Genomic DNA, 25,023 nt, shown 5'->3' on the forward strand with positions numbered 1-25,023 from the left:
AACGCCCCCTCGGCGCCCGTCCCGCCGCGCGGTGGTACTCGGTGGCATCCTTGTCCTGCCGACACATGTCCGGTGGTACAGACGAACGGCGCGCGCTCCCGCATTCGAGTGGCGTCGGGTGCGAGCCCTTGCGGCTTTTTCACCTGCGTGGCTTATTGGACATGTCCAACCGGCGGGCAGCCCACCCTCTCCGGGGAGGATGGTGTATTCGCCGGTTTCCGCCGAGAGTGCCCGGCACCGGTAGTCGGCGAGCATCATATGGGCAATCTCCGAGAGGGATTGGACGCGCCGGTCGGTGCCTTCAGGCACCGACCGGTGCGGACCCTCTCCGCCGCCCGGTTCGCCCCGTGGATCCTCGCGCGCTCCGCATTTCCGGGTGCCGAGGAAAAGACCGGGGACCTCTCCTTCTCGCCGCTCCGCACAGCGGTCCGCCCATCCGCTCCAGGAGCCGACTCACCCGGATTCGGTGACCGGCGTCCATGGAATTCCCGCGCCCAGGGCAGCCGTGGCCTGTCGTCCGGATCCGCGCACCGTTCAACGGCACCGTTCCGCGCGCCGTTCAGCGGCATCGTTCCGCGCACCATCCGGTTCAGCAAGGGAGACATCATCATGCCCATCTCACCCAACCAGGGGCCGTCCGGCGGTGGGACCTCGGTCATCATCACGGGGACCAACCTGTCCAACGCCAGTGCCGTGCGCTTCGGCACCAAGCCGGCGACGATCACGGCCAACTCCCCCACGTCGGTCACCGTGGTGTCGCCCTCGGGCTCGGGCGTCGTCGACGTGCGGGTCACGACGCCGGGCGGCACCAGCAACCCGCTGCCCTTCTTCTACGTGCCGGCGCCCCTCAAGACGGGCGTCGACCCGCTCTCCGGGCCCACGGCCGGTGGCAACGTCGTCACCATCACCGGCACGGGGCTCACCACCGCGTCCTCGGTGAGCTTCGGCGCGTCGACGGCCGTCCCGACCGTCGTCAACGACGGCCAGCTCACCGTGGTGGTCCCCGCGGGAGCGGCGGCCGGGCCGGTGGGCGTGAGCGTCACGACGGCCGGTGGCGTCCACAACGGCGTCACCTATGTGTACGTGGACGGTCCGACGATCACGGACGTGGACCCCGCCTCGGGGCCCACCTCGGGCGGCACCGCGGTGACCATCACCGGGACCAGCCTGACCACGACCGGGTCGGTCACGTTCGGCGGCAACGTGGCGCCGTTCACCGTGGTGTCCGACAGCACGGTGACGACGCTGACCCCGCCGGGGGCCGCGGGCGCGGTCGACGTCGTGCTCACCAACGACGGCGGCAGCGACACGGCGGTCGGCGCGTACACCTATGTCGCGGGGCCCGGCATCTGACCGGTACCGGCGTCACGGCGAACGCGTCCACCAGCGCACGCGTCGACCAGCGCACGCGTCCACGAGGGGCCGGGACACCCCGGCCCTCCGCCCCGGGCCCCGGCCGGGCGGTCCCGCACCGGCCGGGGCTCCTTCTCAAGTTCTCAAGGGAATCTTCTCAAGGGATCATCGAGGAACCCATCGTGAGCGAATCAGACAACCCGAATCCGCCCCCGCCCTCCGCACCCACCGTGACCTCCGTGTCGCCCTCGTCGGGCCCCGCCACCGGCGGGAACACCGCGCAGGTGCGCGGAACGGGATTCCAGGGCGTCACCGCCGTCCGCTTCGGCGGCCAGGCGTCCCCGGACTTCGACGTCACGTCGAGCACCCGGATCTCGGCCGTCGTGCCCGCCGGGACCGGGACCGTCCGGGTCACCGTGACCACCCAGCGGGGGACCAGCACCCAGAACGTCACCTATCGCTATGTCACGGCGGACCTGCCGACCCTGACATCGGTCCAGCCGACGCGTGGGCCGGTAGCGGGCGGGAACGCCGTGACCCTCACCGGCACCGGGCTCGGCGGGGCGACCGCCGTCCTGTTCGGCACGGTCCCGGCGACGTCGTTCACCGTCCAGTCCGGCACCCGGATCGTCGCGGTCGCCCCGCCCGGCCTTCCCGGCCCCGTCGAGATCACGGTGACCACGGCCGACGGCACCACCGACCCGGGGGTGCTCTACTTCTACGCGGCGGAGCCGGTGTTGACCGCGCTCAGCCCGCCGTCGGGCCCCGTGGCGGGCGGCACCACCGTCACCCTGACGGGCACGGGCCTCCTGGGCACCACGGCCGTGACGTTCGGGTCGAGCCCGGCCACGTCGTTCGCCGTCGTCTCGGACACGCAGGTGACGGCGGTCGCGCCGCCGCGCGCGGCCGGGACCGTGCCGGTCACCGTGACGACCCCCTCGGGGACGAGCAACGGACTGGCGTACGTCTATGTGTCGGCGCCGCAGCTCACCGCGATCAGCCCCGCGTCCGGGCCCCTCGTGGGGGGCACGGTGGTGACGCTGACCGGGAGCGGCCTGACCGGGGTGACGACCGTGCTGTTCGGCGCGGTGCCCGCGGCGTTCACCGTGCTGTCCGACACCCATCTCACGGCCGTCGTGCCGCCCGGGCCCGCGGGGCCCGTGGCCGTCACGGTCGTCGCGTCGGGGGGCACGAGTCCGTCCGTGACCTTTACCCGGGTGCCGCCCCCCGAAATCTGACGGGCGATTTCCTCTCCCGTCAATCGCATTGAAGGCACGCCTCTGCCAAGAGGCGTGCCTTCATTTTTTGTCCCCTGAATTCGCCCCATGCACCCTGTACCACCCCGCGATGAATCCACACCACCTTTCATGTTTCCTTCGCCGCACGTACGGTGGACGGGAAATAATTCATACGGAAGGAGCCGACGTGACAACGATGGTGTTCCTCATCGGGGGACCGCTTGACCTACCGAGGTTATGGACGGCGCCTCAGGTGCGCGATCAGGAGAATCTGAAGATTCAGCATGGGAATGGATATGAGCATTTCAGCTTCGCCGAGGAGTACAGGGTGTTCCAGGGTTCGGCGCTTCCCGTGTACCGATGGCGCCGCCGCACATTCATCGCCGAATAGCGGCGACCCATTCCCGGAAAAGGAGCAGCCATGACCTCGACCGCCCAGGGCATGCAGGCGAGGGACGCGGTGGTCACCGGGCTGGGATTCTGCCTCCCTGGACCGACGGGGCCGACCTTCACCGCGGACGACGTGTGGCGCGTCGCCTCGCACGGGCAGACCGCCCTCCTCCAGGGAGAGGTGTACTTCGGGGCGGTGCGGCTCACCCCGGCGATGTTCGACGAGCGGCTGCCCGGCGTCCCGGCGTTCTTCTCCCGGCACTACACCCCCGTGCACCGCTACGGCCTGGTCTCGCTCGTCGAGGCGTGCGCCGACGCCAGGCTCGACATCGCGTCCGACGCGCTGGCCAGGGCCGCCGTGCTGGTCGGCCGCGGATCCGTCGACACCAACGTCGGCAGCTATCTCTCGGTCCTGCACGCCGACCCCCTGACCACCGAACCCGCCGAGGCCATGGAGATGTTCGTGGCCGCGCAGCAGGCGGTGACCCCCTCGGACGTCGCGCTGGTGCAGGCGGCCCTGACGCGCTCGGCCGGGCCAAGCTTCACGGTCTCCTGCGGATGCGCCTCGTCGGCCGTGCAGATCGCGAACGCGCGCCGCATGATCGCCTGGGGCGAGGTGGACGTCGCCCTCGTCACCGGCGTCGACGCGTTCAACGTCGACCTCATCGAGAACATCCAGCGCCTGCTGCGGGGCGCCCAGCACACCTACGACGACATCAGGTCGGACGGCATGCCCGACCTGCTGCCCTCCTTCCTCTCCCTCATGCGCCCCTACGACCGGCGCGCCGTCAGCATCAACCACGGGGAGGGCTCGGCGACGCTCGTGCTGGAGAGCCGCGAGCACGCGGACCGCAGGGGCGCGCCCGCCTACGGGCAGGTCCTGGCGTGCGGCATGACCAGGGACGGCCTGGCGAATCCGCTCGCGAGCGACGAGTCGGGGGCCGAGCTCGTCGCCGCCGTCCGCGCGTGCCTCGGGCGGCGCTGGAGCCCGGACGAGATCCCCTATGTGCACGGCGGCAGCGACGGCAACACCACGGTGACCGCCTTCGAGGCCAACGCCATCACCGAGCTGTACGGCCCCGACTCCGGCGTCCTGATGACCTCGCAGGAGGGCTGCTTCGGCCACAACGGCGCGCCCGCGGGCTGCCTCGGGGTGGCGTTGACGCTGCTGATGATGGAGAACGGCGAGGTCTGTCCCACCGCGAACTGCGAACAGCCCGCCGATGGCCTGCCGTTCGACCCCGTGCCGGGGAGCCGGGCGCGACGGCTCGACTTCGACCGCGCGCTCACCCTCAACTACCAGGTCGGCGGGGTGAAGCACGCCATTCTCCTGGGCGGCCCCGACCCCGCGTGACGCCTCGGGCCGCCCGCCCCCGATGCCAGGAGCCCTGTGCAAGGAACAACGAGGAGGAATCCATGGGGAAGCGGACAGACGCGCCGGTCGGCGGCGCGCCCCACGAGGCCATCGCGGTGATCGGCATGGGATGCCGACTGCCAGGCGACGTCGACTCCCCCGCCGCGCTCTGGCGGCTCATGGTGACGGGCCGCGACGCCGTGGGGCTCCCGCCGCCCGGGCGCGCGGACCTGTGGGAGGGGCACGCGCCGGGCTCGGGGCCCCCCGAGGGCGGCTATCTGCGGGACGTGTCGCGTTTCGACGCGGACTTCTTCGGGGTGTCGGGCCGCGAGGCGGACGTCCTCGACCCGCAGCACCGGCTGCTCCTCGAGGTCGCGTGGGAGGCGCTCGAACACGCGGGCGTCCCGCCGGAGTCGCTCGCCGGGACCCCGACCGGGGTGTTCACCGGCCTGAGCTACACCGACTACATGGACCGCCTCGCCGGGCGGCCCGAGGAGCTCGCGGGCTCGGTCCTCACCAACGGGCACGCCGTCGCACCGGGCCGGATCTCCTACCTGCTCGGGCTGCACGGCCCCTCGATCGCGCTCGACACCGCCTGCTCGTCGTCGCTCGTGGCGCTGCACCTGGCGGGCCACGCCCTGAACGCCGGGGAGTGCGACCTGGCGCTCGCCGGGGGCGTGAGCCTGGTGCTCCAGGCGCGCACCACCCGGTCGTTCGCACGGATGGGCATGCTGTCGGACTCGGGCCGCTGCCGCACGTTCGACGCCGCCGCCGACGGCTTCGTCAGGGGCGAGGGGTGCGGTGTCGTCGTTCTCAAGCGCCATCGCGACGCCCTCGACGACGGGGACCGGATCCTCGCCCTGGTCCGTGGCACGGCCCTCAACCAGGACGGCGCGTCCGAGGGCCTCGCGGCGCCCTCGGCAGCCGCGCAGCGCGCGGTGTACCGGGAGGCGCTGGCCCGCGCGGGCGTCGACCCGGGTGACGTGGGCATGGTGGAGACCCATGGCACGGGGACGCCGGTGGGCGACCCGGTCGAGTTCTCGGGGCTCGCCGAGGTCTACGGCACCGGCAGGGACCGCTGCGCCCTCACCTCGGTGAAGACGCATCTCGGGCATCTGGAGCCCGCCGCCGGGATCGTCGGGCTGCTGAAGGCCGTGAGCTGCCTGGTGCGCGAACGGATCCCCCCGAACCTCCACTTCCGCGCCTGGAACCCGGAGATCCACCCCGAGGGCACCCGCCTGTTCGTCCCCACGGAGCTGACGGAGTGGCCCGTGCGCGAGGGGCCGAGGCTGGCGGCCGTCTCGTCGTTCGGGTTCTCGGGGACCAACGCCCACGTGGTGCTCGAACGGGCCCCGGGCCAGGCGGCCGGGCCGCGCGTGCCGCGCCCCCGCACCGGCGTGGCCACCCCCGAGGCGTTCCTGGTCGCCGCCGGGTCGGCCGCCGCGCTGCCCGCCGCGGCCGAGCGCCTGGCCGACTGGCTGGAGACGGACGAGGGCGCCGACGTGCCGCTGGGCGACCTGGCGCACACGCTGGCCCTGCGCCGCGGCGCGGGGCGCGGGCGGCTCGGCGTGCTCGCCGCGTCGCGGGATCAACTCCTGGGCGGGCTGCGGTCGTTCGCCAGGGGCGAGCCGCGCCCCCGCACCGTGGTCGGCTCCGTGGCCGCCGGTGTGGCGCGGCGGCCCGTGTGGGTGTTCTCGGGCCAGGGCTCGCAGTGGCCTGGGATGGGGCGGGGGCTGCTCGCGGCGGAGCCCGCGTTCCGGGCGGCGCTCGCGGAGGTCGATCCGCTGATCGCCGCCGAGGCGGGCTTCTCGGTCCTGGACGTCGTGCGCGACGGCGCCCCGGTGACCGGGTGCGCGCGGGTCCAGCCGGTGCTGTTCGCCGTTCAGCTGGGCCTTGCCGCCGTGTGGCGCTCCCACGGGGTGGATCCCGCCGCCGTGATCGGGCACTCGATGGGCGAGGTGGCCGCGGCGGTGGTGTGCGGCGCCCTGTCGCCCGCCGACGGCGTCCGCGTCATCTGCCGCAGGTCCGCGCTGCTGGACCGCATCGCGGGGGCGGGCGCCATGGCGTCGGTGTCGCTGCCCGCGGACGCCGTGGAGGCCGAGCTCTCGGGGCGCGCCGTCTCGGTCGCGGTGCTCAGCGCGCCCGGCACCACGGTGGTGTCGGGCGACGCCGCGGAGGTCGAGCGGCTGGTGGAGGGCTGGGCGGCGCGGGGCGTCCCGGCCGCGGGGATCGCGGTGGACGTCGCGTCCCACTCGCCCCACGTGGATCCGCTGCTGCCCGATCTACGCGCGGCGCTCGCCGAGTTGCGCCCCGGGCCGCCCCTGGTCCCCTTCTACTCGACGGTGTCGGAGACGACGCGGGCGACGCCGGTCCTGGACGCCGCCTACTGGTGCGCGAACCTGCGGCGCCCGGTCCGTTTCACGGCGGCGCTGGCCGCCGCCGCGGCGGACCGGCATCCGGTGTTCGTCGAGGTCTCGCCGCACCCGGTGGTCGCGCCCGCCGTCGTCCAGTCCCTGGCCGGGCTGATCGACGACCCGGTGGTGCTGCCCACGCTCCGCAGGGGCGAGGACGAGCCGGCGACGCTGCTCGAGCAGCTGACGGCGCTGCACTGCGCGGGGACCGCGGTCGACTGGTCGCGGCGCCACGCGGGCGGCGCCCTCGTCGACGCGCCCCCCATGACGTTCGACCGCAGGCGCCACTGGGCGGCGCCGACAGGCCCGGTCGGCCCGGTCGGCCCGGGGACCGCGGCCACGCCCGCGCGGGCGCCCGCGGAACGGACCCCGCCGGGCGACCGCACGGAGGCGCCGGGCGACCCGGTGCGCCACGTGTGGCGGGCCGACCTCGGGACCGCGGCCCAGCCGTGGCTCGCCGACCACCAGGTCTACGGGGCCCCGGCGCTCCCCGGCGCGTTCTCCGGCGCGCTCGCGCTGACGTGCGCCCACGAGGTGCTCGGGGGCGCCCTCGGCGAGATCGAGGTCTCCGACCTCCGCTTCGAGGAGCTCCAGCCGCTCGGCGGGCGCGCGGTGGTGAGCACGGTGGTGACCCCGACCGGCGCGGACGGCGCGCGCTGCGAGATCTTCGGGCGCGGCGACGACGACGCCTGGGTGCGCAGGTCCTCCGCCATGGCGCGGCGCTCGGCGGCGCCCAGGGGCGGCGCGCCCGCCTCCGTCAGGGCGCTCGCGCTGCGCCACCCGCGCGCCGTCCCGCCCGATGACCTGTACGCGGGGCTGCGCGCCCGGGGCATCGTGCACGGCGCGGCGTTCCGCGGCATCGATGAGCTGTACGCGTCGCGCACCTGGAACAGCTTCTGGGCGCGGCTCGCGCTGCCGCCCGAGGCGCGGGGCGTGGCGCGTGGCCTGGCCGTGCACCCGGTGGCGCTCGACCTGTGCGCCCAGCTCGTCGCCGCGCGGATCGTCCCCGAGCACGGCGCGCGTCCGCTGCTGCCGGTCGGGGCGCGGTCGTTGCGGATCCTCGGCGAGCCCGAGGCGGCGGAGTACGGCCACGCGCACGTGTTCGAGGTGAACGCGGACGGCTTCACGGGGGATGTGCGCCTCCTCGACGGCGCGGGGCGGCCCGTGCTGGCCATGGACGGGCTGCGGTTCGCCCACCGGGCCGAGCGGGAGCCGCGGCACGCGGAGGACGGCTGGCTCATGGGCGTCGCGTGGGCGCGGCGGCCCGCAGGGCCTGGCGCGGGCGACCCGGGACCCGCGGTGCTCCTCGGCGAGGACGGGGCGGCGGCCGCGTCGCTCGCGGACGCCCTGCGGGCGGCGGGCTCCCCGGTCGAGCTGTGGCCGGGCACCGAGGACGGCGCGGGGGCCGAGGACGGTGCGGTCGCCGAGGACGGCGCGGGCGTCGAACGCCTCGCGGAGGAGCTGGGGGAACGGCTGCGCCTGGCCGACGTCGCGCCCCGCGCCCTGGTCCTGCTGTGCGCCGGGCGCCCCGCCGACGAGGAGCCGACGGGCGCGGCGTTGCGGAACGTTCGGGCGCTGCTGGCCGCCGCCCGCGCGGTCACCGCGACGCCGACCGAGCCGCCGCGGCTGTACGCGGTCACGCGGGGGGCGTGCGCGGTCGCCCCGCACGACGTGCCCGATCCGGCGCAGGGCGCGCTGCGCGGCGTGGTCCGCGTGGCCGCGCTCGAGCACCCGGAGCTGCGGGTCACCCTGGTCGACGCGGACCCCGGCGACGGGTGGGCCACGGCGGCGGCCGGGGAGATCGTGCGGGGCGGGCCCGATGACGAGGTGGCCCTGCGCGGCGCGGAGCGGCACGTCGCCCGGCTGGTGCGCGCGCCGATCGGCGAGGGGGAGCGCGCCGCGGCGGGCACGCGGGTGGTGCGCTACGGCGTGGACGGGTTCCGGCTGCGGGTGGGGCGGCTCGGCGACCTGGAGAGCCTGGCGCCCGTCGCCACCGGGCGGCGCGCCCCAGGGCCCGGCGAGGTGGAGCTGCGGGTCAGGGCCGCGGGCCTCAACTTCCGCGATGTCCTGACCGCCCTCGGCCTCCTGCCGGGCGGCGAGGACGCGCGCGACCGGATCGGCTTCGAGTGCGCCGGGGTCGTGACGGCGGTCGGGCCCGGCGTCGGGCATGTCGCCGAGGGGGACGAGGCGCTCGCCCTGGCCATGGAGGGCGGCGCGTTCGGGTCGTTCGTCACCGTGCCGGGCGACGCGGTGGCGCCCGTGCCGCGTGGCATGGACGCGGTCGCCGCGGCCGGGCTGCCGCTGTCCTTCCTCACCGCCTGGTACGCGCTGCGGCACGTGGCGCGCCTCGGCGCGGGCGAGCGGGTCCTCATCCACTCGGCCACGGGCGGCACGGGCCTCGCGGCCATCGCCGTCGCCCGGCTGCTCGACGCCGAGGTGCTCGCCACCGCGGGCAGCGAGGAGAAGCGGCGCCATCTGCGGGGCATGGGCATCGCGCACGTGCTGGACTCCCGCTCGCTCGACTTCGGGCGCCGCGTCCGCGAGCTCTCCGGCGGCGAGGGCGTCGACGTCGTGCTCAACTCCCTGGCCGGGCCCGCGATCCGGGCCGGTCTCGAGACGCTGCGCCCCTTCGGCCGGTTCGTCGAGCTCGGCGTCCGCGACATCCTGGCCGACACACCGCTCGGGCTCGCGCCGCTGCGGGAGAACATCACGCTGGGCTCGGTGGACCTGATCGGTCTCTGGCGCTCGCGCCGCGACCTGTTCGGGGCGCTGCTGCGTGAGGTGCTCGACGCGTTCGACGACGCCAGGCTCAGACCGTTCGGCCACCAGGCGTTCCCGATCGAGGCCGCGCGCACGCCGTTCCGGCTGATGGCCGGGGCCCGGCACATCGGCAAGCTGGTCCTCACCGTGCCCGACGCGGGCGAGACCACCGCGGCGCGGGCCGACGAAGGGCCCGAGGTGCGCGGCGACGGCAGCTATGTCGTCACCGGCGGGCTCAGCGGCCTCGGCCTCGCGTGCGCGCGCTGGCTCGGCGAGCGCGGGGCGGGCCATGTGGTGCTCAACGGCCGCACCGCGCCGAGCCTCGCGGCGGCCCGCACGCTGCACGAGCTGTCACGGGCGGGGACGAAGGTGTCGGTCGTGCTCGGCGACATCGCCGACCCCGCGACCGCCGCCAGGATCGTCGGGGCGGCGACGGCGCGCGAACGGCGGCTGCGCGGGGTCGTGCACTGCGCGATGGTCCTGGCCGACGCGGCCCTGACCACGCTGGAGGAGCGGCAGCTCCGCCAGGTGTGGGCGCCCAAGGTGACCGGGGCCTGGAACCTGCACCTGGCGACGGAGGGCGCGCCGCTCGACTGGTTCGTGGTCTTCTCCTCCATGGCCTCGCTGCTGGGGAACCGGGGCCAGGCGAGCTACGCGGCGGCCAACGCCTGGCTCGACTCGTTCGCGGCGCTGCGGACCGCCCGCGGGATGCCGACCCTCGCGGTCAACTGGGGCCCCTGGGGGGAGGTGGGCGCCGCGACCGACTTCGCCGAGCGCGGCCATGCCACGATCTCGACGGCCGAGGGGCTGCGGGCCCTGGGAAAACTGCTGGCCCACCGCAGGGTCATGACCGGTGTCATTCCCGGGGAGCCGCGTTCCTGGATTCCGGCGGACGCGCGCGACATCCCCTTTTTCTCCGAGGTGCTACCGGCGCGCCGAGCAGCCGAATCCGGGCCGGGCGCGGAATCGGATGCGCGACCGGGGGCGGAATCCGGGGAATCCATGGGACCCGCGGAATCCATGGAATCCGCCGCGGAATCCGTTCCCGGCGCGGCGGAGGGCCACTCCCCCGACGGGCTGTCGGCGCTGCTGCGTTCGCTGCCGACGGGCCTCGCGCGGCGCGACGCGATCGAGCGCCATGTGTCGGGGCACATCGCCGCGGTGCTCCGCGTCGACGACCGGCGGATCGACCCCAGGACGCCGCTGCGCGCCCTGGGGTTCGACTCGTTGCTGGCCACGGAGGTGCGGGTGCGCCTCGAACGGGACACCGGCCTGCGCCTGCCGGGGAACTTCGTGTGGGGGCACCCGACGCTCGAGTCCCTCGCCGGGGCCCTCGCCGAGCGGCTCGGCGTGGACCTCTCCTGAGCCGATCCGCCGCGCCGCCGCCGCGGCCCGGGAAACGCGACACGCGTTTCCCGGGCCCTTTCCTTTTCGGCCCACAGAATGGCCGGAAAAGCGGGAACACTCCGGCGCTCTTGTGTTCATAGCATTCGACCCCGCGGCATACCCGGATGCATCGACGCGCATTTCTCGCGCCTTCCTACGACGCCTCGCCCTTGCTTCAATAAACGAGAAGAAAACCCGGGTCGATCATGCCCGGGAATTAATCGAGGAGGAAAAGGTGAAATCTCGCAGAATCTCTCCACTGGCCGTCATCGGCGCCGTGGGCGCGGCCCTGACATTGGGCACCGTGCCCCCGGCCGCCGCGTTGCCGACCCTCGTGCCGTGCTCGGTCACCGCGCTGGTGGACGCGGTGGAGGACGCGAACACCGCGGGGGGCGGCGACCTCCTGCTCGCGACCGGCTGCACCTACACGCTGACGGCCGCGTACAGCGGCGAGGACGGCCTGCCCCCGATCACCTCGGACATCGACATCCTGGGGACCGGCACGACCATCACCAGGAGCGCCACCGCCCCCGACTTCCGCCTCTTCCACGTGGCCGCGACCGGCGACCTGGAGCTCTCGGTCCTCACCCTCAGCGGAGGATCGGTGACCGGCAACGGCGGCGCCGTCCTCAACGAGGGCGACCTCACCGTCAACGCCAGCACGGTGAGCGGCAGCTCGGCCGACGGGCAGGGCGGCGGCATCGCCAGCACCGGCACGCTGTCCGTGGACGCGGCCAGCAGGATCACCACCAACACGGCGGCGACGGGCGGCGGCGGCATCCTGACCGAGGGGACCGCGACCCTGCGCGCCTCCACCGTGGACCGCAACCAGGTGACGGGCACGGCCGCGCTCGGCGGCGGGCTGCTCAACGACGGCGGGACCGTCACGATCGAGGCCAGCGGCATCGCCTCCAACACGGCCACGGCCGACGACGGCTCGGGCGCCGGGATCGCCACCGTGGGCGGCACCGTGACGGTGAACCTCGGCGTGGTGGAGGGCAACCGGGCCGACACGGCCCCCGGTGGCATCTCCAACGACGGCGGAACGGTCACGCTGACGCTCTCGCCCGTCTTCGGGAACACCCCGGGCAACTGCACGGGCAGCCCCGACCCCGTTCCCAACTGCTTCAACTGAGGTAGCCGTCCACGGCTCCCGCACTTCTCCGGGCAGGGCCCGCAGCGACGTCCCGACCGCGGGTCGGGGCGAGCGGCCCTGCCCGGAGAGGCGTTCCCCCGCGCCCCGCCCCGCCCCCCTTCACGCCTGCACGGGGATCCCGCTGTCGGAGAGCAGGGCGTTGAACTCCTCCGTCGCCGCGGCGTCCCCGCAGGTCCTCAGCCGCCGCGTGAAGTCACGCAGATACCTGACGCACAGGTGCGAGCGGAGCCCCGTCATCAGCTCGAGCGCCCCCGTCGCCGCGTGCGACGCCTGCCGAGGGTTCCCCCGCTCGGCCTCGGCGCCCGCGAGGAGCAGCGAGACGATCACCCGCTGGCGCACCCGGTGCGGCGGGTGGGCGGCCAGCGCCTCGCGCGCCCAGTGCGCGCTCTCCGACGGCTGGTTGAGGTCCTGGTAGCAGTGCGCCAGCTCCTGGGCGAGGAACGCCCGGTCGAACGCCATGATCCCCTCCCCCCTGACGGCCTGCTCCGCGTCGCCGAGCGCGGCGACGGCCCGCTGCGCCGCCGTTCCGCAGGAGCGGGCGTCACCGAGCAGGGCATAGCCGCGCGCCTCCGCGGCGTGGCAGGCGGACTTGGTCGCCGCGCCGAGGCCGTGCGCCCCCTCCCTGGCGACGAGCGCGAGCTGGAGCACCTCCCTGGGGTGGCCCAGGTCGGGGGCGAGGCGGCTCATGCCGAGGGCGAGCACGAGGCTGCCGAGCGCGCGGTCCCCCGCCATCTGCGTCATCCGCAGCGCCTGGATGTAGTAACGCTGGGCCAGGCTCGGCCTGTCGACGTCGAGGGCCATGTAGCCCGCGAGCATTGTCAGCTGCGCGACCTCGGCGAACAGCGTGCGCCCCACCCCGTCCGAGTAGGAGCCGCGCAGCAGCCCCGAGACGAAGGTGTTCAGGTAGTGCACGGCGATCGGGCGCCCGTGCCCCGCCCCGAACCGGCAGTCGAGCCTGCCGAGCGCCTGCGTGGTGGCGCGCACGGCCTCCACGTCCGAGGCCCCGACCTCGCAGCCCCCGACGCGCGCCACATCGGCGTCGGGGGCCCAGATGAGCCAGTCGCGGCTCGGGCCGATGAGCGCCGAGACGGACACGGTGGAGCTGAACAGCAGGCCCCGCGGGTCGGCGTCGCTGAGCCACAGCTCGCACGCGTTCTCCACGGCCGACGGCACGTCCGCGGCGAACTGGAGCCCGACGCCGCTGGCCAGGCTCCTGCCGAAGGCCATGCCGATCTCGTCGAGGGACACCGTGCGGTCCAGCTTCTCGCTGAGGACCTCGGCGATCAACGTGGTCGTCCGCCCCCTGGGCCGCTGACCGCGCAGCCAGCGGCTCACGGAGGTCTTGTCGTACCGCAGGTCGAGCCCGACGTTCCTGCCTCGCAGGTTCACCCGGTGGGCCAGCCCGGCGTGGGAGATCCCCGCCTCCTCGATCAACGCCTCGAGCCGCTGGTTCATCTGACGATCGGCAAGTGGCCGCGCAGCCATGGTTCTCCTCCCAGGCAAACCCGTTCGCACACACGTCGCAGTCATGGTGATAGTTAATTCCTATTGTTCAACGCGCTGGTGTGCCGCTTCCGCCGAAGGACATTCTCCGCACCAGGATTTACCGGCACAACCCGCGCCCGGATTGACATCCGTAGGGTTCGGGGTATGAGGGACCGCGCCGCACACGCTCAGCGCACACCTGGCATTTCCCTTCGCCGCCGCCCACGACGCAATTGACGCGCCGCCGGTATCGGGGCAAAGCGGTAAGGCTTTCCCGCGACACGGCGACCGATATGGTTGTGGCCTGAATTTCCGCCCGGCTTCGCGTCAGGGCGACACATATGGAGTGCGCGCGCAACGCGCCGCGGAGCGCGGCGTTCATCGGCGACCCGTCCGAGCCCGACGTGCGCCGCCGGAAGAAGCGGGGCTCACCCGGCTCACCGAAAACCTTTCGGCCGCCCACCGCCGGATCGGCTCGCGGCCGCCGGATACCCGCCCGCGCGGCGGCGAACAACGCATAAGGACCCCCATGCCGACCTGAGTACCTCCGCCCCCTGGAGTCTCACCCTCACCTATTTCCCGGAAGCGGATTTCCGCGGCGCCGCGATCACCCTTCCCTGGACAGTGACGGATTATGGCATACGGAAGGCATCGGCCACAGCGCGCATTGTGCGGCGGCCCCACTCCACACCACCACCGTTGTTCACGGGGGCGCGTAAATTGCACATTCGGGCCGCCCCGCGGAATACGCGACCCCGCGACCCCGGATGTCGCACCGGGGCAGCCCCACCCCAAGTACCGTGCGCGGGCGGGTGGTTACCCCCGAGGCGGTCGAACGCCTACAGTGCGACTCGGCCCGACCGGCCACGATCCGACGCACCGCGGACGGGAGCGGACGCATGGCTCACACGACCGAGACGCTGGTCGTTCAGCACACCCCTGGCGGCGGCCCGGGGCGGTGGGGCGCATGGCTCGCGGAGGGCGGGCTCGACCTGCGCGTCGTGCGCCCCTACGCGGGGGAGCCGCTGCCCGACAGGCTCGAGCACGCGGCGCTGCTCGTCCTCGGCGGCGCCTATCTGCCGGACGACGACGCGCGGGCGCCCTGGCTCGCGACGGCGCGCGGGCTGGTGCGGGACGCGCTGGACCGGGAGATCCCGATGGTCGGGATCTGCCTGGGCGGCCAGATGCTGGCGACGGTCGCGGGGGGAGCCGTGCAACCCGAGTACGGCGAGCCGGAGTTCGGCAGCACGCGCCTGACGCTGCGCGCCGAGGCGGCCGACGACCCGCTGTTCCACGGGCTGCCCGCGCATCCCCCCGCGATCGAGAACCACGTGGACGCGATCGTCCGACTCCCGGAGGGCGCACGGTGGTTGGCGCGGAGCGAGCGGTGCCCCTACCAGGCCTTCCGGGTCGGCACGGCGGCATGGGGCGTGCAGTTCCACCCGGAGAGCAGCCCGGAGCGCATCGCCCTGTGGTCCGCCGAGCGCCTCGAACGCCACGGGGTGGACCGCGAGGAGCTGCGCCGCCGCGCCGCGGCGGACGAGGCGGCCCTCACCGAGGTCTGGCGCGAAGTGGCCCTGCGCTTCGCGGCGTTGGCCAGGAATCGCGGCTGAGGCGCGGCCGAGGGAACCGGGGCGGGGAACGGCGGCGTCGGCTCGGGTGGGGGTGAGGCACGGATGGAAATCCTTTGGCTCCTGGGCGCGTTGGTCTTTCTGATCGTTCTCGCGAGGGGGGCGGGAGGCGGTAGCGGCGGCTCGCACCACGGCGGCGGAAGCGGCTGGGGCGGCGGAGACGGCGGCGGTGGGGGCGACGGCGGCGGCGGGTGCTGAGCGCGCCCCGCGGTCAACCGGCGGGAAACACAGGGGAATCCGCGGTGGTGCGTCACCGTCGCGTTCCCTGTGCTCTCGGCCACGGCCGAGCCGGGGGACCGCGGGCGGGGCTGAAGGAACGTCCGACGACGGGCCCCGTGCCGGGCGTTCAGCGGCGGCCCCGCCGACCGGATCGTCAGCCCAGCGGCGCGCCTCGCCCGAAGGCTCCCGGCACCCCAGGTCGTGCAACGTGACGGCCCCGCCGATCCCGCCCGCGACGAGCGCGCACGCCACTTGGGTCAGGGCGACGCCTGGGACCGGGCGCGCGGGATGACGTTGATGTTGAACACGTGCGTGCCGAGCGCCCCCGCGATGCCGATGAACAGCGTCGCGTAGAACTCCTGGCCCAGGGCCGTCGCGATGCCGCCCAGGTCGAGGCGGGCGGCGGGGGGCCAGCCGAGGTCGCCGAGCAGGCCGCCCACCGTCTCCTTGGCCGCCGCGTCGTCGCCCGACAGGAAGACCGTGCTGGGCCCCGCGACCACGCCGGGGGCGCGCATGACCTCGGCGTCGACCGTGGCCAGCGTCTTGACCACGGCCGTCTCGGGGAGCGCGCGCTGGATCAGCTCGCCGAGCGACACGTCCCGGTGGGCCAACGCGCCGTCGTCGGTGAACCCGACGCCGATGTCGATCAACGGCTTCCCCGCCAGCGGGCCCGGCCCGATCCCGGCCAGCACGTCGAGGGAGGCGGTGCCGGGGGTGGCGTTGACGACGACCTCGCTCCGTTCGGCCGTCCCGGTGAGCCCGGCGACGGGTGCGGGCAGGCTCCGGCGGTCGCCGGGGCGGCGGGAGCCGAGGACGACCTCGTGTCCCGCGGCGGCCCAGCCGGTGGCGAGGGCGCGGGCGACGTTTCCTGTGCCGAGGATTCCTATGCGCATGCCGCGACGGTAACCAGCCGCCCCCGCGCGCCGGATCGGGCGGAAGGCGGAGCCCGCGCGGGACCACCGGACGGGGACCGTTGGCGTACTCCTGGGTCCGACGCGGGCAATTCGCCCCGGCGCGGGGCGCGGGCGCGGTGACGATGGGGCCGGGCCATGGAGACCGTCGAGCGCGGGCCCTCGAGCGCGGGCCCTCGGGCGCGGGCCCGCGGGCCGGGACGGAGCGAACGGTGAGGCGAACGGTGAGGAGTCAACGGTGAGGAGCGAACGGTGACAGGACCGGGGAGCATGGTCATCAGGGGCGGAACGGTGCTGGTCGGGCCGCCGGCGACCGGGCGGTTCGAGCGGGCCGACGTGGTGGTGGCCGAGGGGCGGATCGCGGAGATCAGGCCGAGCGGCGCCACGGCTCCCGAAGGCGCCGAGGTGCTGGACGCGACGGGCCGTTTCGTCCTGCCCGGCTTCGTCGACGCGCACCACCACCTGTGGCAGACGACGATGCGCGGGCTGACCGCCGAGTGGGACCTCATGGACATGCTGTGGTCGATGCGGCTGCACCACACCGCGCTGCACAGCCCCGACGACGTGCACGCGGGCACGCTCGCGGGCGCGCTCGCCGCGCTCGAGGCGGGCACCACCACGACGATCGACGTGGCGCACGTCATCACGACGCCCGACCACGCCGACGCGGGGGTCAACGGCATCCGCGAGTCCGGCATCCGCGCCGTATGGGCCTACGGGCTGGCCACCCCGCCCGCCGCGGAGAGCGCGTTCCCGAGCGAACGGCACCGGATGGCCGACGTGGAACGTGTCCGCGGCACCTACTTCCCCGCCGACTCCCCCGCCGACCTCCCGACCGGCCCTTCGGCCGACCTCCCGACCGGTCTTCGCACCGGCGTCCGCACCGGTCTCCGCACCGGCGGAGCCCCCGCCGCCCGCGTGGTGATGGGCCTCGCGGCCAACGAGATCGGCAGCGTCCCATGGGAGACCACGCGGGGGGAGTTCCGGCTTGCCAGGGAGCTCGGGGTGCTGCTGACGGCGCACACCAACGTGTTCGGCGGGCCCGACGCCCCGCGCGAGATCGCGTGGCTGCGCCACGACGGGCTGCTCGGCCCGCTCCAGCTGCACGCGCACGCCACGAGCAGCACGGACGAGGAGCTGCGGTGGCTGGCCGAGTCGGGCGCGGCGGTGGCGAGCACGGTGGAGACGGAGCTCCAGATGGGCCTGGGCCACCCGGTGTTCGCGCGCGCCATGGCGGCGGGGGTGACGGTGGGGCTCGGCACGGACATCCAGTCGAACAACTCGGGCGACCTGTTCGCGCAGATGCGGCTCGCGATGCAGTGCGAGAACGGCCGCAGCGCGGAGCGGCGGCTGGCCTCGGGCGGCGTCGGGGCGCTGCGCGGCACGGCGGTGCGGCCGCGCGACGTGCTGCACCTGGCGACGCTCGGCGGGGCGCGGGCGCTGGGCCTCGGCGAGGTGACGGGGTCGCTCGAGCCGGGCAAGGCGGCCGACCTCGTGCTGCTGCGGCACGACCGGCTCTACCACCGCCCCGTGACGGACCCGTTCGCCACGGTGGTCCTGCACTGCGGGCCAGGTGACGTGGACGCGGTGCTGGTGGACGGCGAAGTCCTCAAACGGGATGGGCAGTTGACGCGGCGAGACGCGCCGAGCGTGATGGGATTGATCGACGCGGCGGCGCGGCGCCTGCGGGACGCGATGGAACGCGAGGGCGGGCCGCGCCTCGACCGCCCGGACGACCTGCCGGAACGCCTCGCGGAGCGGCGCGCGGGCAACCTCCCCGACTGGGCGGTCTGACGCCAGGGCCACCGTTCGCACTGGTCGATCACTCATCCCGAGGGCCCGGCGTCCGCCCCCGTCAACGGCGGGCGGTCCGGGCCCTCGACCTCCCGCCCCGCTTGACGCCTGAGCCATGAGTGATTGAATACTCACATGTCCACCACCTCCCGACGCCGACTCTCTACCGCGGAGGAACGCCGCGAGACCGTGCTCGCCACGGCCATCGGCGCGTTCGCCGCCCGCGGGTACTTCGGCACCTCGACCGTCGACGTCGCCAAGCGCGCGGGCATCTCGCAGGCCTATGTCTACCGGCTGTTCCCCGACAAGGAGACACTGTTCGTCGCCGTCGTGGCGCACTGCTTCGCCCGCGTGCGCGCCGCCCTCGAGGCGGGGGCCGCGCGGGCCGACGGCAGCTCTCCCGAGGCCGTGCTCTCGGCGATGGGCCTGGCCTACGCGGAGCTGATCAGGGACCGGGACCTGCTGCTCGTCCAGCTGCACGGGCAGGCAGCGGCCGTCTCCGAGCCTGCGGTGCGCGAGGGGATGCGCGCCGGGTACGCGCGCCTCGTGGAGTATGTGCGCGGCGCGTCGGGGGGCTCGGACGCCGAGGTGCAGCGTTTCTTCGCCGTCGGGACGCTGTGTCACCTGGTGGTCTCGCTCGGCGCGGACGAGGTCGACGCGCCCTGGACCAGGACGTTGAACGAGGGCATCCGCCACCCCTGAGCGCGGCGGCGCGCGCCCCTGTGACCCGTCCGGGTGGTTTGACCGTGCGGCGTGGGGTGGCGGGGGCCCGGCGCCCTTACCGTCCGGCGCATGAGCGGCATCCAGGAGATCATCGGTCGGATCCGGCAGGAGCTGGACGGGGAGTTGAGGGAACGCGTCCGGAAGGAGCTGGCCGGGCGCCCCCGGGCGTGGCTCGTCGACCAGCTGCTCGGCGAGACGCTCGGCCCCGCCGCTTCCCCGTCGGCGCCCGCCCTCCGCGCCCCCGCGGGCACGGTCGGGGACCCGGGCCTCGACGTCGCCGCCCTCGCCGAACTGGTCGAGCGCTACCGGGCGTTGACCCGCGAGGGGATGGAGGCCGAGGGCCTGCTGATCGGGCCCCCCGCCAAGGGCGGCGAGCTGATCGGGCCCGAGCGCCGGTCGGCGGCGGGCGCCGAACTCCTGCACGAGGCCAAGGACATGCTGCATGCCCTGCTCTTCGGCACGCCCGAGGACGGGGTCTATCTCAACCGCGTGGGACGGGAGTTGCTGACCATCACCGTGCCGCGCGCGAAGGCCCACAGCATCGCGTTCGCGCTGCGCGCCGCGACGGAGATCGGCGCGGAGGGCACATGGCGCGCCCCCGCGGGCCCACCCCTCGACGACCGCGCGCCCAACACACTGCTCCAGGTCGAGTACGGCGAGGTCACCGAGGAGCTGGTGGGCAACGGCATCGTGGCGTGCCTGAAGGTGATCAACAACCTGGAGATCAACGAACAGGTGCTGTACGCGCGGATGGAGAGCGTCGACGAGGTGCCGTGCGGGCGGCGGGGCGACGGCGGCTGACCCCGGGCCGCCACCAGGGGCGGGGCGGTCATCAGCCGCTCGGCGTCGGCAGGATCTCGACATACCCGTCGGTCCCGTGCACGCGGATCCGCTGCCCGTCCCGGATCAGCCGGGTGGCCCGCTCCACACCCACGACGGCGGGCAGGCCGTACTCCCTGGCGATCACCGCGCCATGGGTCATCAGGCCGCCCACCTCCGTCACCAGGCCCGCGACCCCGACGAACAGCGGCGTCCAGCTGGGGTCGGTGAAGGTCGTGACCAGGATGTCGCCCGCCGCCAGGTCGGCCTCCGCCATGTCGAGGACGACGCGGGCCCTCCCCTCGACGGTCCCGGCGGAGACCGGCAGGCCGATCAGGGCGCCGACCGGCGCGTCGTCGCGCCGGTACGCCCCGCTGAAGACCTCGCCGTCCGAGGTGAGCACCCGCGGCGGCGTGAGCGCGTGGTACGACCGGAACGCGTCCTTGCGCCGCCGGATGAGCTGGTCATCCACCCGGTGCGAGCGCACGACGCCGTGGAGCTCATGGAACGTGAGGTAGAAGATGTCCTCCCGCTCGGCAAGCACGCCGGCCCGCACGAGGCGCCCGGCCTCCTCCCACAGGGCCCGTTTGTAGACGAAGTAGCGGCTCACGATGCCGTACTTCGGGTACTCCCGGTACCCGATGAACGTTCTGACCCGGTCGATCATCAGCTTGGCCTCGTCGGCTCTCCGGTCCCCGTCCGGCAGGGCCCGCAAGCGTGACAGCACGTCCTGTTCCTTCTTCCGCGCCCTCTCCCGGCCCTGCTCGAAGCGCCGCTCGGCGGCGCCGGGCGCGAAGTTCCTGACATTGTCGAGGATCGCGGGCACGAGCTCGGTGGGGCGCTCGCGCCACCGCGGCCTCGTGATGTCGATCTCGCCGACGCAGCGCATGCCGTACCGGTCGAGATAGGCCTCCATGGCGTCGCGCGCCTCGACCCCGCCCGGCAGCTTCACCAGCTCGTCCAGGAAGCCCTCGCCGGGAGAGCGCTCACCCAAGAGGCCCCCACTCGGAGAGCGCTCACCCGAGAAGTCCTCCCTTGGAGAGCGCTTACCCAGAAAGCTCTCGCTCGGAGAGCGCTCACCCAAGAGGCCCCCGCCGGGGAGGCCCCCGCCGGGGAGGCCTCCGCCCGGAGAGCGCTCACCCGAGAGACCGCGCAGGAACGCCACCACCTCAGGATGCGGGCGGATCACATCCGCGACGTCGAGCAGCGCGAGTCCCATCTCCGACGTGACGTTGTCGGGGGCGGACAGCGTGAGCGTGTCGGCCGCGTTCTTCTCGCCCAGCCACTCCCACAGCCTGTCGTTGAGCCACCAGGTGGCCTCCATCCCCGCCATGATCGCCTGAAGGCTCAACGGATCGCCGAGCACTCGCTTGTGCTCGTCGAACGCCTCGAGCAGGAAGTCGAACAGCGCGGGCCCCGTCTTCGTCCCGATGTCACGCTCCAGGGCGGCGACGGACGCCCGGTCGCGCTCGATCAGCTCGGTGACGATGGCCGGATCGGTCTCGATCGGCGCGGGCGCACCACCGGCCGGTGGCCCGCCGGGACCCGCGTCCGGGAGCGAAGGGACGACATCGCCGCGGTCGACGACGGTCTCCAGGGCGTCCCTGATCAGCGGATCGCCTCGCCCCAGGGCATCCAGGAGGTCGGCGCGGCTCGCGGGCGAGGCCAGCCGCCGGGTGACGTCGACGAACAGCCTCCCGCCCGCCTCGTGCATCGGCACCATGGCCGTCAGTTGCCACATGGAGAGCCCCAGGGGTCTCATGGGGTCGGTCATCATCTGCCCGTGGCCGACGGAGACATAGACGCGTTGCCCCTGGTCGCCGGTCTCAGGGACGGGGACGAGAACAGGGACGGGGACGGGGACGGGGAACAGCGTCGTGATCGGCCGACTCTGAACGATCCGGAAGCCGTCGTCGGCCAGGCACCACTCGATGTCCTGCGGGCGCCCGAAGTGCGCCTCGATCCGCCGCCCCAGCTCCACGAGCCGCACGACCTGCGCGTCCGTCAGCGCGGGCTCCTCCCGCCGCCGCGCGTCGATCGCCACGTCCCGCGTGCCGCCGGTCGGCAGGGCGTGCACGGCACGCCGTTTCGCGGCGATCGCCCTGGCGACGACCTCGCCGTCCCGCACCCTGAAGACGTCGGGGCTCACCAGACCCGAGACCAGGGCCTCGCCGAGGCCGAACCCGGCGTCCACGGTGGCGACCTTCCGGCTGCCCGTGACGGGGTCGGCCGTGAACAGGACGCCCGCCGCCCGCGGGAAGACCATCCGCTGCACGACCACGGCCATGTGAACGGTGCGGTGGTCGATGCCGTTCCGTCGGCGGTAGGTCACGGCCCGTTCGGTGAACAGCGAGGCCCAGCACCGGCTGACGTGCCGGAGGACCGCCTTCGGCCCCATGACGTTCAGGTAGGTGTCCTGCTGACCGGCGAAGGAGGCCGTCGGCAGGTCCTCCGCCGTCGCGCTCGATCGGACGGCGTAGGCGGCGTGCTCGCCGAGCCGGGCGAGCGCGCGGGTGATCGCCGCCGCGAGATCGCCGGGGACGGCGATCTCTTCGATGGTTCGACGCGTCCGCGCGCTGAGCGTGCGGATCGCCTCCCGGTCGTCCGGGTTCACGCGCGACAACTGATCGAGCCGATCGTCGATCGACGGCGCCTCCGCCGTGATCCGCCGGAAGGCGTCCGTCGTCACACAGAAGCCACCCGGCACGCGAACGCCTTCGATCCGCGACAGCCCGCCCAGGTGCGCGCCCTTGCCGCCGACGGCCGCGACCCGGGTCTCGTCGACCTCGTGAAGATCCACCACGTACCGCTCGGTCATCGCGACACCTCCGAGGCGGCCGCGCTCCGCCGCGCCGCGGTGGCCGATCGGACGACCGGCGTCCGCCGCTCCGTCGAACCCCTTGTCGCGCACGTTCTCATCGGCACGTCGTGCCCCCATTTCCGCTGGTTGTGGGATCGGCCGACGATTCTGCGCCGTGACCCGGGGCTTGCGGCAAGCCCCGGGGCGCGCTATACGTTGAGAGTGGCAGGGAGAGCGTTCTCCCTGCCTCTGTCTTTCTCCCTCACCGGCCGCCCCGCGAGGGCACGCCTCACGCCAGCAGCCCCAGCACCCACCGATGGAACTCGGTGATGTGGTGCTCCGTGGGCACCAGCACCCCGCCACGCCCGTACGCGCGGGAGTGCATCCCGAGCTGGGTCCGCTCACACGCGGCGAAGTCCTGCTCGTTGACCCGGTGGAACAGCTCGACCGACGACGAGACATCGGCGCCCGCGTCGATCACCTCCGCCGCGTACAGCCAGTCGCACTCCACCCGCGTCAGGTCGGCCGCAAGCGGGAACATGCGGTGCAGGATGACGTGGTCCGGCACGAGGTTGAGGAAGACCTGCGGGCGAACGGTCGCGGCGAAGTAACGCCGGTCCTGCTCGTCGGCCAGGCCGGGCAGGCGGCCGAAGCCGGGCCCACCGTCCACGGTGAACCCCTCGGCCCCCGCGGCGAACTCCGCACCGTGCCCCACCTGCGACTGCGCCGCGTACCCTCCGGCGAACTCCGGGAGCACCGCGACCAGTTCGGGGTGGATCGTGGCGCAGTGGTAGCACTCCATGAAGTTCTCGACGATCAGCTTCCAGTTGGCCCTGACGTCATAGCCGATGCGCCTGCCGAGCACCAGGTCCTCGGGCCGGTAGCGCCCGACCGCGTCCGCGTCGCCCAGACGCGACGCGACCGAGCCGACAACGGTCTCGTCGAACGACGGCGGCTCCTCCGCAAGGCACACCCAGGCGTAGCCCATCCACTCCCGCAGCGCCACGTCGACCAGGCCGTACGCGGAACGGTCGAGGCCCGGCAGGTCGCGAAGGTTCGGCGCGGCGACCAGGCGGCCGTCCAGCGCGTAGGTCCAGGCGTGGTACGGGCAGCGGAGGTTGCGCCGCACCTGTCCCGACTCCTCCGTGCACAACCGCGCGCCCCGGTGGCGACACACATTGAGGAACGCGCGCAGCGCGCCGTCGCGCGCGCGGGTGATCAGGACGCTCTCGCGCCCCACGGTGACCGTGCGGAACGAGCCGGGCGTCAGCAGGTCCCCCGCGCGCACCGCGCAGAACCAGCGGGCTTCGAAGATCGACTCCTGCTCGCGGCGGAACGTTTCGGGGTCGGTGTAGGCGCGGCCCGGCAGGGTGGGCAGCAGTCCGGCGGGGGTGAGCGGCGACGTGGTCATGGCTACCGGCCTCCCAGCCGGTCCGGCCTGAACAGCGCGATGGGGTGCGCCGTCGCGCCGGTGAGGGCCAGGTCGGCGAGGATCTCGCCGACGACGGGGACGAACTTGAAGCCGTGCCCCGAGAACCCGCAGGCCACGGTGACGGCCTCGTGCGCGGGGTGCGGGGCGATCACGAAGTGTTCGTCGGGCGTCGTGGTGTACATGCAGGTGACAGCCCGCAGGAGCCTTCCCGGCAGGGACTGCAGCCGCGCCGCGGCCGCGGCGGCCATCTCGGCGACCTCGTGCGGGTGCACGGTGCGGTCGATGGTGTCAGGGGTGCACGTGCTGCCCTTCCTGAAGAACGCCACCTTCGCGCCGCCGCCGGGCCCTTCGATCGCGGGGAAGCCGTAGACCTGCTCGCCCGCCGTGTCCTCCCAGATGTAGATGGGATGTCGCTCGGGGACATAGGGGCCGACGCCGCCTTCGGGCTCGAACCAGTACATGATCTGCCGCTCGATGGTGAACGGGACGCCGAGGTCGGCCAGTTGCTCGGGGGCCCAGGCGCCAGGGGTCACCACGAGATGGCCCGCGGTGTAGGTGCCGCGCGGGGTGGTGACGCTGACCCCGCGGCCCTGGGAGAGCGCTCTCCAAGAGGTGACCGGCTCCTCGAACCGCAGGTCGGCGCCCGCCGCCGTGGCGAGCTTCAGCTGCGCGCCCACCGTCACCTCGGGGCGCAGCAGCCCGGCCCTCGCCTCGTAGAGCGCCACCTCGTCGTCGCCGGGCGCGAACGTGGGGAAACGGGCGCGGATCTCCTTGGCGTCCAGCATCTCGTGCGGCAGGTCATGGGCGACGGCCGAGGCGAGGCTGCCCGAGACGGTGCGGCTCTCGGGGCGGCCGATCATCAGGCCGCCGCACAGCACCGCCACCTCGTCGCCCGCCTCACGCTCCAGGCGCGCGTACAGCTCGTAGCTGCGCAGCAACAGCGGAACGTAGGCGGCGCCCTCGAAGTAGGACTGCCGCGTGATGCGCGAACCCCCGTGGCTCGAGCCGCGGTCGTGGACCGGGCCGAACCGCTCAAGGCCGAGGACGCGCGCGCCCCGCGCGGCCAGGTGGTCGGCGGCGGCGCTGCCCATGCCGCCGAGGCCGAGCACGATGACGTCGTAACCGGTGGCCATGACTCTCCTCCTCGTGGAAATCCCCCGC

The 25,023-nt window shown here is 73.9% G+C and carries 15 protein-coding genes; 10 read left to right on the forward strand and 5 right to left on the reverse strand.

Translation table 11 applies throughout. The annotated features are described in order from the left end of the window. The first annotated feature begins 609 nt into the window (after positions 1 to 609). The 6 genes from D7318_RS06725 (at position 610) to D7318_RS06750 (ending at position 12,027) form a co-directional block, all read left to right on the forward strand. On the forward strand, positions 610 to 1,353 hold the full coding sequence (locus D7318_RS06725) for an IPT/TIG domain-containing protein (RefSeq protein WP_120695935.1): 744 nt from the start codon (positions 610 to 612) through the stop codon (positions 1,351 to 1,353). 182 nt (positions 1,354 to 1,535) lie between these two features. Then, on the forward strand, positions 1,536 to 2,591 hold the full coding sequence (locus D7318_RS06730) for an IPT/TIG domain-containing protein (RefSeq protein ID WP_183091272.1): 1,056 nt from the start codon (positions 1,536 to 1,538) through the stop codon (positions 2,589 to 2,591). 196 nt (positions 2,592 to 2,787) lie between these two features. Beyond that, positions 2,788 to 2,982 carry a DUF5988 family protein gene (locus D7318_RS06735; RefSeq protein ID WP_120696099.1) on the forward strand — a complete coding sequence of 65 codons (195 nt, stop codon included), beginning with the start codon at positions 2,788 to 2,790 and terminating at the stop codon, positions 2,980 to 2,982. Between the two features lie 30 nt (positions 2,983 to 3,012). Further along, complete coding sequence (locus D7318_RS06740) at positions 3,013 to 4,335, forward strand: beta-ketoacyl synthase N-terminal-like domain-containing protein (protein WP_120695937.1); 1,323 nt, start codon at positions 3,013 to 3,015, stop codon at positions 4,333 to 4,335. A gap of 62 nt (positions 4,336 to 4,397) precedes the next feature. Further along, positions 4,398 to 10,871: a type I polyketide synthase gene (locus D7318_RS06745; protein WP_120695938.1), complete on the forward strand. Its 6,474-nt coding sequence runs from the start codon at positions 4,398 to 4,400 to the stop codon at positions 10,869 to 10,871. A 256-nt stretch (positions 10,872 to 11,127) separates the two neighbouring features. Next, complete coding sequence (locus D7318_RS06750) at positions 11,128 to 12,027, forward strand: hypothetical protein (protein ID WP_147437632.1); 900 nt, start codon at positions 11,128 to 11,130, stop codon at positions 12,025 to 12,027. Positions 12,028 to 12,147: 120 nt separating this feature from the next. Here the strand turns inward: D7318_RS06750 and D7318_RS06755 are convergent, their stop codons facing one another. Then, positions 12,148 to 13,533, reverse strand: coding sequence for a transcriptional regulator (locus tag D7318_RS06755; RefSeq protein WP_147437633.1), 1,386 nt, complete (start codon positions 13,531 to 13,533; stop codon positions 12,148 to 12,150). A gap of 899 nt (positions 13,534 to 14,432) precedes the next feature. Between D7318_RS06755 and D7318_RS06760 the strand changes: the two genes are divergently transcribed. Then, complete coding sequence (locus D7318_RS06760) at positions 14,433 to 15,146, forward strand: type 1 glutamine amidotransferase (RefSeq protein ID WP_120695941.1); 714 nt, start codon at positions 14,433 to 14,435, stop codon at positions 15,144 to 15,146. A 494-nt stretch (positions 15,147 to 15,640) separates the two neighbouring features. Here the strand turns inward: D7318_RS06760 and D7318_RS06770 are convergent, their stop codons facing one another. Continuing rightward, positions 15,641 to 16,276, reverse strand: a complete 636-nt coding sequence (locus D7318_RS06770) for an NADPH-dependent F420 reductase (RefSeq protein ID WP_120695942.1) — start codon at positions 16,274 to 16,276, stop codon at positions 15,641 to 15,643. A gap of 270 nt (positions 16,277 to 16,546) precedes the next feature. Between D7318_RS06770 and D7318_RS06775 the strand changes: the two genes are divergently transcribed. From D7318_RS06775 to D7318_RS06785, 3 genes are all read left to right on the forward strand, one after another. After that, positions 16,547 to 18,088 (forward strand): amidohydrolase family protein, encoded by a 1,542-nt coding sequence (locus tag D7318_RS06775; protein WP_147437634.1) that lies wholly within the window; start codon positions 16,547 to 16,549, stop codon positions 18,086 to 18,088. 135 nt (positions 18,089 to 18,223) lie between these two features. After that, on the forward strand, positions 18,224 to 18,790 hold the full coding sequence (locus D7318_RS06780) for a TetR/AcrR family transcriptional regulator (protein WP_120695944.1): 567 nt from the start codon (positions 18,224 to 18,226) through the stop codon (positions 18,788 to 18,790). Positions 18,791 to 18,880: 90 nt separating this feature from the next. Continuing rightward, positions 18,881 to 19,612: a hypothetical protein gene (locus D7318_RS06785; RefSeq protein ID WP_120695945.1), complete on the forward strand. Its 732-nt coding sequence runs from the start codon at positions 18,881 to 18,883 to the stop codon at positions 19,610 to 19,612. Between the two features lie 31 nt (positions 19,613 to 19,643). Here D7318_RS06785 and D7318_RS33720 read toward each other — a convergent pair whose 3' ends face one another. From D7318_RS33720 to solA, 3 genes are all read right to left on the reverse strand, one after another. Beyond that, positions 19,644 to 22,448, reverse strand: a complete 2,805-nt coding sequence (locus D7318_RS33720) for a phosphoenolpyruvate synthase (RefSeq protein WP_230423488.1) — start codon at positions 22,446 to 22,448, stop codon at positions 19,644 to 19,646. Between the two features lie 271 nt (positions 22,449 to 22,719). Beyond that, positions 22,720 to 23,841: an aromatic ring-hydroxylating oxygenase subunit alpha gene (locus D7318_RS06800; RefSeq protein WP_120695946.1), complete on the reverse strand. Its 1,122-nt coding sequence runs from the start codon at positions 23,839 to 23,841 to the stop codon at positions 22,720 to 22,722. Positions 23,842 to 23,843: 2 nt separating this feature from the next. Then, complete coding sequence (gene solA / locus D7318_RS06805) at positions 23,844 to 24,995, reverse strand: N-methyl-L-tryptophan oxidase (RefSeq protein WP_120695947.1); 1,152 nt, start codon at positions 24,993 to 24,995, stop codon at positions 23,844 to 23,846. Between the last annotated feature and the right edge of the window lie 28 nt (positions 24,996 to 25,023).

Origin of the sequence: Streptomyces radicis (assembly GCF_003626575.1) — a bacterium.
GTDB classification, from domain to species: Bacteria; Actinomycetota; Actinomycetes; order Streptomycetales; family Streptomycetaceae; genus Streptomyces; species Streptomyces radicis.

Excerpts from the sequence above, each read along its gene's own strand:
- D7318_RS06800 (WP_120695946.1), bottom strand. The coding sequence starts at position 23,841 with ATGACCACGTCGCCGCTCACCCCCGCCGGACTGCTGCCCACCCTGCCG.
- D7318_RS06755 (WP_147437633.1), bottom strand. The coding sequence starts at position 13,533 with ATGGCTGCGCGGCCACTTGCCGATCGTCAGATGAACCAGCGGCTCGAG.
- D7318_RS06725 (WP_120695935.1), top strand. The coding sequence starts at position 610 with ATGCCCATCTCACCCAACCAGGGGCCGTCCGGCGGTGGGACCTCGGTC.
- D7318_RS06780 (WP_120695944.1), top strand. The coding sequence starts at position 18,224 with ATGTCCACCACCTCCCGACGCCGACTCTCTACCGCGGAGGAACGCCGC.
- D7318_RS06770 (WP_120695942.1), bottom strand. The coding sequence starts at position 16,276 with ATGCGCATAGGAATCCTCGGCACAGGAAACGTCGCCCGCGCCCTCGCC.
- D7318_RS06760 (WP_120695941.1), top strand. The coding sequence starts at position 14,433 with ATGGCTCACACGACCGAGACGCTGGTCGTTCAGCACACCCCTGGCGGC.
- D7318_RS06785 (WP_120695945.1), top strand. The coding sequence starts at position 18,881 with ATGAGCGGCATCCAGGAGATCATCGGTCGGATCCGGCAGGAGCTGGAC.
- D7318_RS06745 (WP_120695938.1), top strand. The coding sequence starts at position 4,398 with ATGGGGAAGCGGACAGACGCGCCGGTCGGCGGCGCGCCCCACGAGGCC.
- D7318_RS06735 (WP_120696099.1), top strand. The coding sequence starts at position 2,788 with ATGGTGTTCCTCATCGGGGGACCGCTTGACCTACCGAGGTTATGGACG.
- solA (WP_120695947.1), bottom strand. The coding sequence starts at position 24,995 with ATGGCCACCGGTTACGACGTCATCGTGCTCGGCCTCGGCGGCATGGGC.
- D7318_RS06740 (WP_120695937.1), top strand. The coding sequence starts at position 3,013 with ATGACCTCGACCGCCCAGGGCATGCAGGCGAGGGACGCGGTGGTCACC.
- D7318_RS33720 (WP_230423488.1), bottom strand. The coding sequence starts at position 22,448 with ATGACCGAGCGGTACGTGGTGGATCTTCACGAGGTCGACGAGACCCGG.